This window comes from Pseudorhodoplanes sp. (assembly GCF_050250235.1).
Lineage (GTDB): Bacteria > Pseudomonadota > Alphaproteobacteria > Rhizobiales > Xanthobacteraceae > Pseudorhodoplanes.
On the sequence record NZ_JBFWPA010000087.1, the window covers coordinates 12,033 to 27,299 of the forward strand.

Genomic DNA, 15,267 nt, shown 5'->3' on the forward strand with positions numbered 1-15,267 from the left:
ACGTTGTCGTGATCGCAAGGCGGCTCAGCTTGGGACTAGGGAATGACGAGGAAGCGTTCGGTCGCAATCGCTGGCGCAGGTCCAAGCGGACTGACGGCGGCGTTGTTTCTCGCGCGCGCGGGCATTCCGGTCACCGTGCTGGAGCGGGAGGACACGTTTTTCGAAGATCCCCGGGCTGCGACATTTCATCCCCCGACCCTCGAAATGTATGAAGCGACCGGCGTTACCGACCGGCTTCATGAGGAAGGCATCGTGGCCCGGAAGTGGCAATTCCGCGATCGCGAACAGGGCGTGGTTGCCGAATTCGATCTTGGCCTGATCGGTGGAGAGACCCGCTACCCTTACCGGCTTCAGGTCGAGCAACACAAGCTGGTGCGTATCCTGGCCGACGAACTGACAAAGTTCCCTGACGCCCGCATTCACATGGGGGCGCCCGTTGTCGACGTGACGCAGGACGCCGACAAGGTGACGGTGCGCGCCGGAAAACCGGGCACGGAGATCGTGCTTGAATGCGACTTCCTGATCGGCGCCGACGGCGGCCGCAGCGTGGTTCGCAAGTCGCAGGGCATTTCTTTCGACGGCTTCACCTGGGAAGAGCGATTTATCGTCATCGCGACCAGTTTCGATTTCGCCGATCAGGGCTTCGCCTTCACATGCTACATCAGCGATCCTCGGGAATGGGCTGCGCTGTTCAAGGTGCCGGGCGCGGGGCCGCCCGGACAGTGGCGCGTGGTGTTCCCGATCTACGGGACGATGTCGGAGAGCGAACTGCTTCAGCACGACCGTGCGCGAGAACAGCTCGGCCGTTTCACCAACACCAGGGACACCGGCCGGATTTCATTCGTCAATCTCTATCACGTGCATCAGCGTGTCGCCGGGCGGTTCCGCAAAGGCCGCGTCATGCTCTCGGGCGATGCGGCCCATGTGAACAATCCGCTGGGCGGCATGGGCATGAATTTCGGAATTCATGATGCCGTCAATCTGACGGAGAAGCTGATTCCGGTGATCAACGAGGGCGCGGACGACGATCTTCTGGACCGCTACGATCGGCAGCGCCGCCACGTCGCGGAGGCGTTTCTGCAGACGGTGACGATCCAGAACAAGAAGATGCTCGAGGAACGTGATCCGGCGATCCGTCTCGAGAACCAGACCGAGATGAAGCGGACGGCCGAGAGCCCGGACCTGGCGCGCGCTTATCTGCTGAGAACCAGCATGATCGACGGAGTGCGTGCGGCCTCCCAGATCGCGTAGCCGAACGGCCAGACCGAAAGGCTCCCGTGTCCGAATGAATGAAGCCGTCCTGAAGCATCGTGGAATAGGCGCGCGGGTCCCGCGAAAGGAGGATGCGCGCCACTTGCACGGCCGAGGCACATTCATCGACGACATCGCGATGCCGCGGCTGCAGGAGGTTGCCTTTCTTCGCAGTCCGCTCGCTCATGCCAGGATCGTCAATATCGAAATTCCGGTTACTTTCGCGGACCGGGCTTTCACCGCGGCTTCGCTCGGGGGCGTCAAGCCGATCCGCACGCCGAACAGCGCTCCAGGCTTCAAATTTGCCGACTATCCAATCCTAGCGACCGGCAAGGTCCGTATGGTCGGTGAGCCGGTGGTTATGTGCTTTGCCGATAGCCGCGCGCAGGCGGAAGACATGTGCGGCGCCGTTCGCGTTCAATATGAAGAACTTCCTGCCGTCGTCGACGAACGCGAGGCGATGCGGAATCCTCCATCGCTCGTGCACGAGCATTTCGGAGACAATGTCTTTCTGAGCACGCTCACGGAGGTCAATTTCGAGGAGGCGGTGAAGACCGCGGATGTCTCGGTGCGCCGGGAATTCAAGTTCGCGCGCAATTGCATGTCGCCCCTCGAAGGCAAGGGCGTGCTGGCATACTGGGACGATCGGGCCGACCAGCTGGTTCTCTACTCTTCCAGCCAGGCGCCGCACATCATTCGAACAGGGGTTTCACTGTCGCTTGGATTGGACGAAGGGCAGATCCGCGTGGTCGCGCCGGATGTCGGCGGTGGCTTCGGCTACAAATCGGTTCTGCAGCCGGAAGAGATCAGCATCTCCTGGCTTGCGATGAAGTTTCGGCGTGCGTTTCGCTGGACGGAAGACCGACGCGAGCATCTTGTCGCCGCCGCGAATGCGCGCGAGCACCACTTTGTAGTGAATGCCTTCGCCGACAAAACGGGCAAATTGATTGCCTGCGATGTCGAGATGACCGTCAATGTCGGGGCGTATTCCGCCTGGCCCGTTTCCGCGAGCCTGGAGGCCGTGCTCGCGCGACGGAATTTTCCAAGCAATTATGTGCTGTCGGGCTATCGGTGCCGGACGCATTCGGTTGCGACAAACAAGCCGCCGATGGTCCCATATCGCGGGGTCTCGAAGCCGGGTCTTGCACTCGCGCTTGAACTGACGCTTGACGCGCTCGCCCGCGCGGTCGGCCGGGAGCCGTTCGACGTCAAATGCGAGAACCTGATCCCGGCCGATCAGATGCCTTACAATACGATCACCGGTCTGCATTATGACAGCGGCGACTACCAGACCTGCATGCGCAAGGCTGGTGTTGCGATCGGTCTGGAAAAAGTGCGGGCGCGACAGCGCAGTCCGGAGCCGGACGGACGACTCATCGGGGTCGGCTTTGCGAATTACACGGAAACGACCGCGCTCGGCACGAAGACCTTTGTTGCGCTCGGCTGGCCGCTGGCGCCCGGTTACGAACAGGCCATGCTGCGGATCACCAATGATGGCGGGCTTGAAATCCGCGTCGGTGTCCAGTCGCCGGGAGTGGGCCTCGAAACCACGCTCGCGCAGATCGCCTGCGAAATTCTGGGGATCGATCCCTCGCGAACCCGCGTCATCCATGGCGATACCGCGCTGACGCCCTATTCCACCGGGACCTACAATTCGCGTGGAATTGTGATGGCTGGGGGTGCCGTTTCCAAAAGCGCGCAGGCTCTGAAGCAGCGCGTTGAAGCGATCGGTGCGCACCTTCTTCAATGCAGCCCGCAAGAAACCCGACTTGTGGATGGCGTCGTTCACGGACCGCGCGGGCAAGTCTCGATCCAGGAAGTCGCAGCCGTCTGGTATCTCAAGCCGGACAGCCTGCCGGCGGATATGGATCCGAGCGGGCTGGAAGCGAATATCGGGTACAAGCCCGACGTCGACACCGGCGCGATCGGTTATGGCACTCACGCCGTCGTCGTTGCCGTGGATCCCGATGTCGGTGCCGTCGAAATCCTGGACTATGTCATCGTCGAGGACTGCGGCACGATCGTAAATCCGCTGATCGTCGAAGGACAGGCTTACGGCGGCACCGCACAGGGTATCGGCCAGGCCCTTCTTGAAGAAATGGGATATGACCGCAGCGGTCAGCCGCTGGCTTCGACGCTCGCCGACTATCTCCTGCCGGGCGCGAGCGAAGTGCCGCGGATTCGCGTCGTTCATATGGAAACGCCGTCGCCCTACACTGCGCATGGGGTGAAGGGTATGGGTGAGGCGGGCACGATCGGCGCACCGGCCGCAATCCTGAGCGCCGTCAATGATGCGCTGCGTCCGCTCGGCGCGGAATTGACCGACACGCCGATCACGCCGCGACGGATCGTCGGCGCGGTGCTTCAGGCCCGGAAGCGTGAGGCGGCCAGAACATGAAAGCCGCGCCGTTCGGATATTTCGCCGCAACGTCGGTGCAGGCCGCGGTCGATGAGCTGGCTGCGGCCGACGCCGACGCGCGCGTCATGGCAGGCGGCCAGACCCTGGGCCCGATGCTCAATCTGCGTCTCGCGATGCCGTCGCTGCTGATCGATCTGAGCCGCATCAGTGAGCTCAAGACCATTCAGAAAGTGTCCGGTCGTCGCGTTATCGGCGCCTGCGTGACGCATGCCATGCTGGAAGACCACGACGATGGTTCAAGTCTTGCGCGCTGTCTCGCAGGGGTGGCCAGCACCATCGCGTTCCGGTCGGTGCGAAACCGGGGCACGATTGGCGGTTCGATCGCGCATGCCGATCCGGCCGCCGATTGGCTGACGGCCATGACAATGCTGAACGCAAGCGTCCGCCTCTCGGGACCTGGCGGACGGCGCACCCTCCCGTTGTCGGACTTCGTGCTCGGCACCTTCACCACGGCGCTGAAGCGGGGTGAAATCCTGGAAAGCATCGAGGTCGCCGAGCTTCGCCCGGACGCACGCTGGGGCATTTACAAGGTGAGCCAAAAGATCGGCGAATTCCCGAAGGCCATAGGCGCGGTACTGTACGATGGCCCGATATCGCGGGCCGTCCTGGGCGCGCTCGACCGGCCGCCGGTGATGCTGAACGACATCGCAGACCGGGCCAGGCGCGAGGGTACGCCATCGATCGCGACATTATCCGATGCGATCGCGCTGATCGTGCCCGAACTCGACGATATCGATCGGCACATCTATGCCGCGACCCTTGAACGGGCTTTCAAAAGGGCTCTGACATGACGGTCGCGACGCTGCGCATAAACGGTTCGGAAACGCGCGCGGATGTCGAGGCGCGCACCAGTCTGGCCGACTTTCTGCGCAAGCATTGTCATCTGACCGGCACGCATCTCGGCTGTGAACACGGCGTCTGCGGTGCCTGCACGGTGATGATCGATGGCGCGCCGGCCCGCTCCTGCATTGCCTACGCAGTCGCGCTGGACGCGAGCGAAGTACGCAGCATTGAAGGCTTTGTCGATGACGTCGTCATGAACCGGCTGCGCGATGCGTTTCATGAGGAGCACGCGCTGCAATGCGGCTTCTGCACGCCGGGCATGCTGATCACCGCGCGCGATATCGTCGTCCGCTTTTCCGAGATCGACGAAAGCCGGCTGCGCAAGGAATTGGCGGGGAATATTTGCCGTTGCACCGGCTATGTCGGCATCGTCAATGCGATCCAGCGTGTCATGCGCGAAATGGAGCCTTCCGCGCGGGTCGGCAGGCGGATCGGGCCGGCGGCCTCTCCGATGCCCGAGCCGGCGCCGGCCTCCGCGCAACGAGCCTCTGCGCCGGCGCCGATGGAACTGGATGAACCGGACGACAGCTGGCTGCAGCTGAACGACAGCTTCACCATTGCAATGCCGAGGGACGAGGTGTGGGCTGCGATGTCGGACGTCCGTCGGGTCGTTCGCTGTTTGCCGGGCGCGGAGGTCACCGAAACCGACGGCCGGAACATCCGCGCGCAGATGAAGGTTTCGTTCGGCCCGATCAAGGCGACATTTGCCGGGCGAGCGCTGCTCGACCGCGACGAGGCTGCGATGGTCGGGATGCTTCGTGGAAGCGGCGGCGACGAGAGCGGCAATTCGCGCGCCAAGGGGCGTCTGGAATACCGGCTGATCGCGAAGTCACCGAACGAGACACAGGTCGATCTCGCCATAAATTATCAGCTCCTGGGGCCGCTCGCGCAATTCAGCCGATCCGGTCTCGTGCGCGAATTCGTCAAGCGTCTGGTGGTGCTGTTCGGCGCCAATCTCGAGGCCAATCTCAGGTCCAGAGATGAGGTGCAGCAGGCACCGCGCTCTCTCGGCTCAATCGGACTCATCGTCTCGGTCATAAAGGCCCGTCTGTCCGCCTGGTTCGGGCGATGACGGGTGCAAGGAAGTGCGGTGTCGTCGTGAAGGGGAAACATCAATGAACAGGATAACTCTGGGACTGCTTGCTCTCATTGCTGCCGGCGCGCCTGCGCTGGCTCAGACGCCGGTCAAGATCGGCATGATAACCACGCTGTCGACGCCCGGCGGCTATCTCGGCGAGGATATGCGCGACGGTTTCATGCTGGCCATCAAGGAAGGCGGCGGCAAGCTCGGCGGCATCCCGGTCGAACTCGTGGTCGCCGACGACGGGCTGAACCCGACTACCGGCAAGACCATCGCGGAGCGGATGCTGCAGCAGGACAAGATCAGGCTGTTCACCGGCTCGATATTTACCGCTGTCACTCTGGCCATCATCCCGGACATCCTTCGCGCCAACGCGTTCTTCATCAACAACAACAACGGGCCGAAGGAATATGACGGCGCCAATTGCAAGCCGAATTATTTCGCCTCGGCTTGGCAGAACGACGCTTCCGCGGGCTCGGCGGGCGTGGCTGCCAATGTTTCCGGCGCCAAGCGCGTGGTGACGATCGCCGCGAATTACTATACCGGCCTCGAATTCGTCGGCAGCTTCAAGAAGAATTTCAAAGGTCAGGTCGTCGATGAGATCCTGGTGAAACTCAATCAGACGGACTATGCCGCCGAAGTGTCGCAGATCAAGGCATTGAAGCCGGATGGCATCTATTCTTTCCTTCCCGGCGGAATGGGCATCAGCTTCCTGCGGCAGCTACGGCAAGCCGGTGTGACGGGCGTCAAGATTTTTCCGGGCACCACCATCGACGGTCGCCTGATGCAGGCGCTGGGCGAGGCCGGGAAGGATGTCATCGGCAGCTCGAACTGGGTCGAGGATCTCGACAATCCGGCAAACAAGAAATTTGTGGCGGCCTACCGCGCCGAATACAAGCGCGTGCCGACCGTCTACGCGGCCTCCGGCTACGACACGGCACGGCTGATCGGCTCGGCGCTCAAGAAGGTCAACGGCAATCTCGATGATGCCGAGGGCTTTCGCAAGGCAATCCTTGCCGCCGATTTCGACTCGGTGAGGGGCAAGATCTCGTTCGGCAAGAGCCAGACCGTCATTCAGGACTGGTACATGACCCATTACGCGGTCAATGACGCCAAAGAGCCGGTCCAGAAGCTTAGCAAGAAGATCATCGAAAACTATACCACCGACCTCGCCGAACAATGCACGCTCAAATGAGAAAAGCGGGATGAGACCGTTGCGCCGAGTCTAGCCAGGGCAGGCATGCGATGATGTGGACATACATTGCGGAGCAATGCCTGAACGGCGTTCAACTCGGTGCAACGCTGTTTCTCATGACGGCGGGCCTGACGCTGACGTTCGGCGTCATGGGGCTCGTGAACCTCGCACACGGATCGATCTACATGGTCGGGGCCTTCGTGTGCGCCTATATCACACTGCGGTCGGGATCGCTCGCAGCCGGCATCGCGTCGGCTCTTGCAAGTGCTGCGATCATCGGTGCGTTGCTGGAGACGGGGGTGTTCCGCCGTCTCTATGCGCGCTCCCATCTGGATCAGGTGCTCGCCACTTTCGCCCTGATCCTGATCTTCAACGGGCTTACGAAGCTCTATTTCGGGCGCCAGCCCTACCAGATCGATGTTCCGGAGTTCCTGTCCGGAGCCGTACATATCGGAGAGAGCTTTTCCTATCCGCTCTATCGGCTGGTGATCGTGCTGATCGGCCTGATTGTCGCGGCGAGTCTCTATTACATCATCGCGCGGACGCGGGTCGGAATGCTGATCCGCGCGGGCTCCACCAATCGGGACATGGTCCGTGCGCTCGGAGTGGACCTGCCGCTGCTCTTCACGCTGGTATTTGCTCTGGGCGCGGTGCTGGCCGGGCTTGCAGGCGCGATTATCGGGCCGGTCCAGGCCGTCGAAGTCGGCATGGGCGATCAGATGGTTATCCTTGCCTTCGTCGTCATCATCATCGGCGGCGTCGGATCGGTGCGGGGGGCCATGATCGCATCCCTGATGGTCGGCATTACCGATACGGTCGGCCGGACCGTTATTCCGCAAATGCTGAAGTCGGTCACGGACATCACCACCGCATCGGCTCTCGGCGCGGCGATATCCTCGACCTCGGTATATCTCCTGATGATCGTGGTGCTGCTGTTCCGGCCCACCGGAATATTGTCGGGGCGGATCTGACCGATGCGGGGCCGCGTAGTTGCTCTTCTGATATTCGTGTTTCTGGCAGCAATCCCGCTCATTGCGGACTGGCAGGATAATCCGTTCCTGATCAGCCTATGGACCCGGATCGTGATCGTCGGAATCGCCGTCGTGTTCCTTGATCTGGTTCAGGGATATTCCGGCCTGCCGAGTTTCGGGCACGCCGCCTTCTTCGGTCTGGGCGGTTACACGGTGGCGATCATTGCTCTCCACGGCGATCAGGCGTCCGCCGATTCGTGGTTCCGGCTGATGGGGCGCGAAGCGGCGATAACAATTCCTCTGGCCGTCGCCGCCTCTGCTGTTGCCGGCCTCTTGATCGGAGCCATCGCGCTGCGGACGCGGGGCATCCATTTCATCATGATCACGCTCGCGCTCTCGCAGATGCTCTATTTCCTGTTCTTTTCGCTGCCGAATTACGGGGGAGACGAGGGGCTGCGCATGGCCGAGCGGCAGCGTCTGTTCGGCCAGGACATCTCTAACCCGATGGTCTTCTACTACATCGTGCTCGCCGCCTTGATCGCGTCCGTATTGCTGCTGCGGCTTCTGGTCAACTCGCGCTTTGGCAACGTCATCATCGGCTGCGCGCAGAACGAGCGCCGCATGAAATTTCTCGGTTATCCGGTCAACGCGTATTTTCTGGCCGCTTTTGTGATCTCGGGCGCGGGCACCGGATTCGCGGGCGCCCTGATGGCGAACAGCATGCGCCATGTCAGTCCCCAGATGCTGTCTTGGCATCAGTCCGGCGAATTCATGGTGATGCTTGTTCTTGGCGGCATGGGAAGCCTTTACGGCGGTCTTGTCGGGGCCGCGGCGTTCCTGCTCGGACAGGAATGGCTGGTCGCCAACACCGACCACTGGGAGCTGCTTCTCGGCATCGCCCTGCTCATTTTCATTCTCTCCAGTTCCGCGGGAGTCTTCGGCTTGATGGCGGGCCGCAGGAGGCCGCATGACTGACGTCATCCTTCAGACGGTGAACCTGTCGAAATCCTTCGGTGCCGTGCGGGTGACCGACAACCTCAACCTTTCGGTCAGGTCCGGCGAGGTTCACGCGCTGATCGGGCCGAACGGCGCTGGAAAGACCAGTCTGATCGGCCAGCTCTCCGGCGAATTGCAGCCCGATGCCGGACGGATCGTCTTCCGGGGCGAGGATGTCACGCAGAGCACGATCCAGCATCGGGTCAAGCGGGGCCTCGCGCGCTCGTTTCAGATCACGTCCATCCTGCAGGACTTCACCGCGCTGGAAAATGTAGTGATCGCCGTGCAAAGCCGGATCGGCGGACCGCTGAAGCTCGGCGTGCGTCCCAGCACCGATCCGGAGCTGGTCGAGCCGGCAAGGAAACTGCTCGAACGGGTCGACCTCGACGCGCGCGCCAGCACCTTGAGCTGCAATCTGGCCCATGGCGAACAGCGGCAGCTCGAGATCGCCATAGCGCTTGCGCTGGAGCCGGCCATGGTGCTGCTCGACGAGCCGATGGCCGGCATGGGCAAGCAGGATACGCGCCGCATGACCGCGCTGCTGGCGTCGCTCAAATCGCATATCACCATGCTTCTGGTCGAACACGACATGGATGTCGTGTTCTCGCTTTCGGATCGTGTGACCGTCATGGTCTATGGCGTGGCCATCTGTTCCGACGTGCCGGACAGGGTGCAGTCGAATGCGGCGGTGCTCGACGCATATCTGGGGCGCGAATGACGGACGTTCTCGAAGTGAAGGCGTTGGAGGCTGGCTACGGACCGAGCCAGGTCCTGTTTGGACCGAGCCTTTCCGTCGAAGCGGGTGAGGTCGTGTCGCTGATGGGGCGCAACGGCATGGGCAAGAGCACGCTCATTCGCTGCATCATGGGATTGCTCCCGGTGCGCGCTGGTGAAATCCATCTGTTCCGCAACCGGATCAATGGATGGCCGAGCAACCGGATCGCGCGGCTTGGCGTGGGCCTGATACCGGAAGGCCGTCAGATATTTCGTCTGCTCAATGTCGAGGAAAATCTGCTCGCGACAGCGCGCATGAGCCCCGGCTGCAAGTGGACGCCGGATTCGGTTTACGAGCTATTCCCGATTCTTCAGGAGCGTGCGCTTCAGCCGGCGATCACCCTCTCCGGCGGCGAACAGCAAATGCTATCGATCGGACGCGCCCTGCTGACCAATCCCTCGCTCCTGATCTTCGATGAGGCGACGGAAGGCCTTGCGCCGCTCGCGCGCCGCCAGATTTGGGAATGCATCAAGCGGCTTAAACAGGCCGGACTTTCCATCCTTCTGATCGACAAGAACCTCGCCGAGCTGCTGGAATTGGCGAGCCGTCATTACATTCTGGATAAGGGTGAAGTCGTCTGGAGCGGGTCTTCGGCAGCGCTTGCTGCCGACTCGGCGCTGGCTCAAACCTATCTGGGTCTGTAGTCGCATGCGAGATCGCCGCACGGGAATGGCAGGTCATAAAAATGAGTAACACTCGCTATTGACTGGATTCGGATATCGTATCAAATTCACCTCAGTCGACGGGAGCGAACATGATCGGCGAAGCGGGCGTGAGGCCACAGGAAATCAACCCGGCGCGTCTTCCTGCGCTGTTCCGCAAGCAGTTGCAGCTCTGCAAGGTCAAGTCGGGTGAGACGATCGCGATCGTGTCCGATCTCAACACGCGTCGCGAATATGTTCAGGCAGCCTTTGTCGCCGCCGCAGAGCTTGGCGCCAACATCTACGAGATGGTTGTCAGTGCCACGCCGTCATGGACCAGGGTGAACGTGCCGACCATCGGTACCTGCAAGGGGACGGTTGAGGCGTTGTGTGCGGCCGACTTGGTCCTGATCTTCCATATTCCGCTGTTCACGAAATGGCTCAAGGACGTCATGTCGAGCGGCACCCGTGTTCTGATGGTGCACGATTCTCCGGACGACCTCGAAGAGCTGATGTCGCCTCCCGGCCTGAAGGAGGCGATGAAGCACGCCGAAAGCCTCTATGCAAAAACGAAAAAGGTTCGCGTCACCCGCGATGGCGGGACCGAACTGACCTTCGAGTGCGGTGAATATCCGGTCATGACGCAATGGGGCTATGCCGACGAACCGGGACATTTCGATCTGTGGGGCGCGGGGCATATCCACACCTTCCCGAACGAAGGTTCTGCGCATGGCACGATCGTGCTCCGTCCCGGGGACATCGTGATCCTTCCCTATTGCCGCTATGTCGTCGATCCGGTGAATCTGGAAATCCGTGAAGGGCATGTGACGAAAATCGAAGGTGGACTCGACGCCGAGCTGATGGAGCGCTGGCTGGAAGACGGCAAGGTTTCGCCGGACGATCGCGATCCTTACGCGCTATCGCATCAGGGTTGGGGCATGAATCCGCAGGCGCGGTGGAACTGGATGGCGCTGCAGGGCGATATTCCGGAGCGAAATCGTGCAGCCGCGCGTGTGTTTCCGGGCAACTTCCTGTTTTCGACCGGACCCAATACGCAGGGGGGCGGCAAGCGCGCGACGCGCGGTCACTATGACGTGCCCATGATCGGCTGCACGATCGAGCTCGACGGCAAGACCATCATCGAGCGGGGGCGGATCGTCGAACCGACGCTGAGCGTTGCGCGGGAGGCGCGTTAGGGCGGGCGGTGCGCGCCCCCTTCCCGGACCGCTCGGGTCCGAGGATAAAGTCGCACATCAGTTCCACGCTCGCGCTCTGGGCACGGTTCTTTGGATCGAGATGATAGTTCATGACGAACCCGTCCTGCGCCATCATCAGAATGTGGACGAGCCGCCCATGCCTGATCTGGTCGCGGCGCTCTTCGGGTGCCGAGGAGAGGATCATCTCTTCGATGTCTTTCTCCACCGAGAGCAGCAATTCCGACTTGTAATGGCCGGTGCGAGACAGGGTTGAAAGACATTGCATCAGGTTATTGGAAAAGCCGCCTTCGTCGCTCGGCAGTCTCTGCCACAGCAGCTTGAGGATCAGCCGTACCCTCTCTCTGGGCGCCTCGACTTTCGCAAGTTTTCGCCGGAGCGCGATCACGCGCTCCCGAAGCCAAGGCTCGTAGATCTCGAACAGGATCTGCGCCTTCGAGTCGAAATAGACGTAGACATTCGACTCGGACACTTTCGCACGCTTTGCAATCTGCGCGGTCGTGGTCGTGGCGTAGCCCTTCTGGCGAAAAAGGTCGTACGCACCGGTCAAAATGGCCCGGCGTATCTCGGGCTTCTTGGTTTGAGACATCAATGGCTCTCGGCGGAAAAAGGCGGGGAGCACGCGGTTCGTAAATTGGGGAGCATCGACGATTCGATCGCTGGGACGTGTGCGTAACTAATATCCAAGGTTCGGCTCGGCGCAAAGAACAATATCGATGGTCACTCGCTTATATGCATGGGTGAAGACATGATGGCTCGCATCGAGGGATCGGTTTGCTTCGTAACCGGCGCAGCCGGCGGGATTGGCGCCGGCATGGTCGATGGTTTGCTGCGGCGTGGGGCGGCAAAGATTTACGCCGCGGATCGCGCTTTCGTGGGCGGCGTTCGTCCATCGGGCTGGAGCGAAGCGGTTGACTGTTTGAACCTCGATATCGCGGATTATCGGGCGGTCGGCGAGGTCTCGGAGACGGCGTCCGACGTCAATTTCCTGTTCAACATTGCAGGCGTCAATCTGCGCTCGACATTCCTTGCGGAAAACGCGCTGGAAACAGCGCGCTCCGAAATGGAGATCAATTATTTCGGAACGCTTGCGGTCTGTCGTGCGTTCGCGCCGCATCTCGTCGCGAACGCGAAGTCGCGACCCTCGGCGATCGTGAACATGCTTTCCATCCTCTCGAAGGTGACGTTGCCGAATCTCGGTACTTATTGTGCGAGCAAGGCGGCGCTGCTTCGAATGTCCGAGGGGCTGCGGGCAGAACTGGCGGATCGTTCCGTTGCAGTGATCGCCGTCATGCCGTGGGCTGTCGATACGGCGATCAGCCGGGCGTTTTCCGGGCCGAAATCGACAACGGCCGAGGTCGCGGAGCGGACGCTGGACGGAATCGAGCAGGGCTTGGACGAGGTCTATCTGCACGAGTTTTCCGACGAGGTGAACCGTCGTCTGCGGGAGGACCCCAAGGGGTTGGAAAGGGAGCTGTCTGCTCGCTTCCGCTCGGCACCATAGACTTCCGACGAACGGAGCGCTGGCGAAATGCCCTGGCACTGCCAGGTGGTGGCTGAGCGGCATCGGAACGTTGCCTTCCTTCGAGGCCTATTTCGCCTTCGATGGCGAATTGACTCCGTTTGGCTTATGCCGAACTAGCATATCGCGAGGAGCACGCTCGCCCTCTTAAGCTGCTGGCGTATGATGCGGCCGCATGAATGCGCCAAACGCTCCGAGCCGCTTTCTCAAACCTGACGAGGGCCTTGATATGAATCTCGTTCGATATCTTATCGGGAGCCTGATCCCAGCGATCGCCTTGATCTTGGCACCCCAATCGAGCGCGCAAGAACCGGTTGTGCTGAAATTCGCAACGACCGAACCACCCGCCAGCATTGCGACCCAGATCTGGCAGCGCTGGGCCGATCAGGTGAACAAGGACGGAAAAGGCGTCATCGAGATCAAGATGTTTGCCGGCGGCGCGCTCGGACGGGATCCGAGAAATCAGCTCACCTTGGTGCAGTCCGGCGTCGCCGATATCGCATTCGGTTTCCCGTGGTTTACGCCAGGAAAATTCCCGGACAATCTGGTCGTCAGCCTCCCAACCATTGCTCGCTCGGTCGGGGAGGGCTCATATGCACTTTGGCGCCTGCACGAGAAAAAGCTGCTGCGCGGCTGGGACGATGTTGTCCCCCTGATGCAGGCGACGTCGTCCCCGGTCATCGTGATGTCGACCAAGCCGGTACCCAACATCGAGGCCTTGAAGGGGTTGCGTTCCTCGGCGTCGACCCCTTTGCAGATGCAGTCGGTTCAGACGCTCGGCGCTTCCCCTGTCTCGGGCTTCAACTTCTCCAACTCGGCGGAGGCCATGTCGCGAGGTGTGCTGGACATGGACCTGATTGGATTTACACCTTCAGTGATCTTCAAGCAGTTCGACGTGGCCAATTACGCGCTCGAACTCCCCCTGGGTCCCAGCCCGGTCGCGATCTTCATGAACAAGAATGTCTATGACCAGCTCAGCCCGAAAGCGAAGGAAATCCTCGACCGCAACAGCGGGCCTGTGCTGGTGAAAATGTGGGTGGATGCGATCGGCGCACGCGAAAGCGAACTCCGTGAGAAGTGGAAGGCTGCACCGAACAAGCAATTGTCCTCGATGTCGGACGCTGACATGAAGCGCGCCGAGGAGGCGGTCGCATCCGTGATCAAAGATTGGGCGCGTAGTCAGCCAAACGGCGATGCGCTGGTCCAGACCTTCCGTGACGAAGTTGCCAAGGTCCGGCAGGCACAATAGCGACGGCCCGATCGACCACATGTTCGGCCGGGCGCAGCGATTCTATCTGATGGCGGTCGCGTGGCTCGCCTTCCTTGCGGTCACGTTGATCGCCATTTCCGCTGCGCTGACCCTCCTTGACGTCGTGATGCGGTCGATCGTCGGGCAGCCGCTCTTCGGAACGAATGATGTCGTCATAATTCTGCTGACGGTGGGTATTCTGGCCTGCTTTCCCTATTGTACCGCCACCCGGCAGCATCTGAGGGTGACCGCGCTGGGCACCAGGCTCGCCCCTTTCGGCTTCTGGATGGTGGAGATCGTGGCGGGGCTGGCCATCCTCGTGGTCCTCGGCGCTTTCGCATGGCAATTCGCGCTGCGTGCATTAATGTTGGCGAAGACCGGCGAAGCCTCGCAATTGTTGCTGATCCCGCTTGCGCCCGTGTGGTGGATCGGCTCGGTCCTGATGGGCTTGGCGGCGTTCGCGCAATGTCTGTTGATCGTACATGACGCGGCTGCGCTGCTCATGCGTGAACCTGTGCCGCGTTCCGAAGCCGGGGACGGGGATGTGGTGGTCTGATGGACCCGACACTCGCGGTGCTGGCCGCTCTCGGCGCCGTCTTTCTTCTGATCGCGCTGCACGTCCCGATCGGCATCGCGATGGTGCTGGTCGGTGTCGTCGGATTCGGTCTGATGTCGAGCTTTCGGGCCGCATGGTCGCTGCTCGGCACCGAAGCCTCTTCGATGCTGTCGAATGTCGACATCGGCGTCATTCCGCTGTTCTTTCTGATGGGCAGCTTCGCGAATGCAAGCGGCATGGCCTCCGACCTCTACCGCTTCGCCAGTGCGCTGATCGGTCATGTGCGTGGCGGGCTTGCGGTTGCGACCATTCTCGGGTGCGGCGCGTTCGGTTCGATCGCGGGTTCGTCGATCGCCACCACCGCGACCTTCGGGCGGATCGCATTGCCGCAGATGCGCGCGCGGGGCTACAAGGCGTCGCTTGCGAGCGGCAGTATCGCCTGCGGCGGGACCTTGGGCGCCATGGTTCCGCCGTCGATCATTCTGGTGATCTATGGGCTGATTTCCGAGCAGTTCATCCTGAGGCTGTTCGTCGCCGCCATCATTCCCGCACTG

General features: G+C 61.4%; 15 protein-coding genes. 14 read left to right on the forward strand and 1 reads right to left on the reverse strand.

Annotation, left to right across the window (positions count from 1 at the left end; translation table 11 throughout):
* Positions 1-42: 42 nt before the first annotated feature.
* From AB7F49_RS27295 to AB7F49_RS27340, 10 genes are all read left to right on the forward strand, one after another.
* A complete protein-coding gene (locus AB7F49_RS27295) occupies positions 43-1,251 on the forward strand; it encodes an FAD-dependent oxidoreductase (protein WP_428528279.1) in 1,209 nt (402 codons plus the stop codon).
* Between the two features lie 34 nt (positions 1,252-1,285).
* Positions 1,286-3,649, forward strand: coding sequence for a xanthine dehydrogenase family protein molybdopterin-binding subunit (locus tag AB7F49_RS27300; RefSeq protein WP_428528281.1), 2,364 nt, complete (start codon positions 1,286-1,288; stop codon positions 3,647-3,649).
* Positions 3,646-4,461 (forward strand): FAD binding domain-containing protein, encoded by an 816-nt coding sequence (locus AB7F49_RS27305; RefSeq protein ID WP_428528283.1) that lies wholly within the window; start codon positions 3,646-3,648, stop codon positions 4,459-4,461. Before AB7F49_RS27300 ends, AB7F49_RS27305 begins: the two co-directional genes overlap by 4 nt.
* Entirely contained in the window at positions 4,458-5,585 is a 1,128-nt protein-coding gene (locus AB7F49_RS27310; protein ID WP_428528285.1) for a xanthine dehydrogenase family Fe-S subunit, read from the forward strand. The genes AB7F49_RS27305 and AB7F49_RS27310 overlap by 4 nt, the downstream gene beginning before the upstream one ends.
* Before the next feature lie 43 nt (positions 5,586-5,628).
* Positions 5,629-6,789 carry an ABC transporter substrate-binding protein gene (locus AB7F49_RS27315; protein ID WP_428528286.1) on the forward strand — a complete coding sequence of 387 codons (1,161 nt, stop codon included), beginning with the start codon at positions 5,629-5,631 and terminating at the stop codon, positions 6,787-6,789.
* 50 nt (positions 6,790-6,839) lie between these two features.
* Positions 6,840-7,760, forward strand: a complete 921-nt coding sequence (locus AB7F49_RS27320) for a branched-chain amino acid ABC transporter permease (protein WP_428528288.1) — start codon at positions 6,840-6,842, stop codon at positions 7,758-7,760.
* Positions 7,761-7,763: 3 nt separating this feature from the next.
* A complete protein-coding gene (locus AB7F49_RS27325; protein ID WP_428528290.1) occupies positions 7,764-8,735 on the forward strand; it encodes a branched-chain amino acid ABC transporter permease in 972 nt (323 codons plus the stop codon).
* Positions 8,728-9,474 carry an ABC transporter ATP-binding protein gene (locus AB7F49_RS27330; RefSeq protein WP_428528292.1) on the forward strand — a complete coding sequence of 249 codons (747 nt, stop codon included), beginning with the start codon at positions 8,728-8,730 and terminating at the stop codon, positions 9,472-9,474. The genes AB7F49_RS27325 and AB7F49_RS27330 overlap by 8 nt, the downstream gene beginning before the upstream one ends.
* Complete coding sequence (locus AB7F49_RS27335; protein WP_428528293.1) at positions 9,471-10,175, forward strand: ABC transporter ATP-binding protein; 705 nt, start codon at positions 9,471-9,473, stop codon at positions 10,173-10,175. Before AB7F49_RS27330 ends, AB7F49_RS27335 begins: the two co-directional genes overlap by 4 nt.
* A 110-nt stretch (positions 10,176-10,285) precedes the next feature.
* A complete protein-coding gene (locus AB7F49_RS27340; RefSeq protein ID WP_428528295.1) occupies positions 10,286-11,368 on the forward strand; it encodes a hypothetical protein in 1,083 nt (360 codons plus the stop codon).
* On the opposite strand, the gene AB7F49_RS27345 is transcribed toward AB7F49_RS27340, so the two are convergent.
* Positions 11,310-11,975, reverse strand: a complete 666-nt coding sequence (locus AB7F49_RS27345) for a TetR/AcrR family transcriptional regulator (protein WP_428528297.1) — start codon at positions 11,973-11,975, stop codon at positions 11,310-11,312. The genes AB7F49_RS27340 and AB7F49_RS27345 overlap by 59 nt on opposite strands.
* 162 nt (positions 11,976-12,137) lie before the next feature.
* On the opposite strand from AB7F49_RS27345, the gene AB7F49_RS27350 reads away from it, so the two are divergent.
* From AB7F49_RS27350 to AB7F49_RS27365, 4 genes are all read left to right on the forward strand, one after another.
* Positions 12,138-12,890: an SDR family NAD(P)-dependent oxidoreductase gene (locus AB7F49_RS27350; RefSeq protein ID WP_428528299.1), complete on the forward strand. Its 753-nt coding sequence runs from the start codon at positions 12,138-12,140 to the stop codon at positions 12,888-12,890.
* A gap of 247 nt (positions 12,891-13,137) precedes the next feature.
* Complete coding sequence (gene dctP, locus AB7F49_RS27355) at positions 13,138-14,157, forward strand: TRAP transporter substrate-binding protein DctP (protein WP_428528300.1); 1,020 nt, start codon at positions 13,138-13,140, stop codon at positions 14,155-14,157.
* On the forward strand, positions 14,123-14,713 hold the full coding sequence (locus tag AB7F49_RS27360) for a TRAP transporter small permease (RefSeq protein ID WP_428528302.1): 591 nt from the start codon (positions 14,123-14,125) through the stop codon (positions 14,711-14,713). The genes dctP and AB7F49_RS27360 overlap by 35 nt, the downstream gene beginning before the upstream one ends.
* Positions 14,713-15,267, forward strand: a 555-nt coding sequence (locus tag AB7F49_RS27365; protein WP_428528304.1) for a TRAP transporter large permease subunit, incomplete at its 3' end; no start/stop codon positions are given. The genes AB7F49_RS27360 and AB7F49_RS27365, both read left to right, overlap by 1 nt.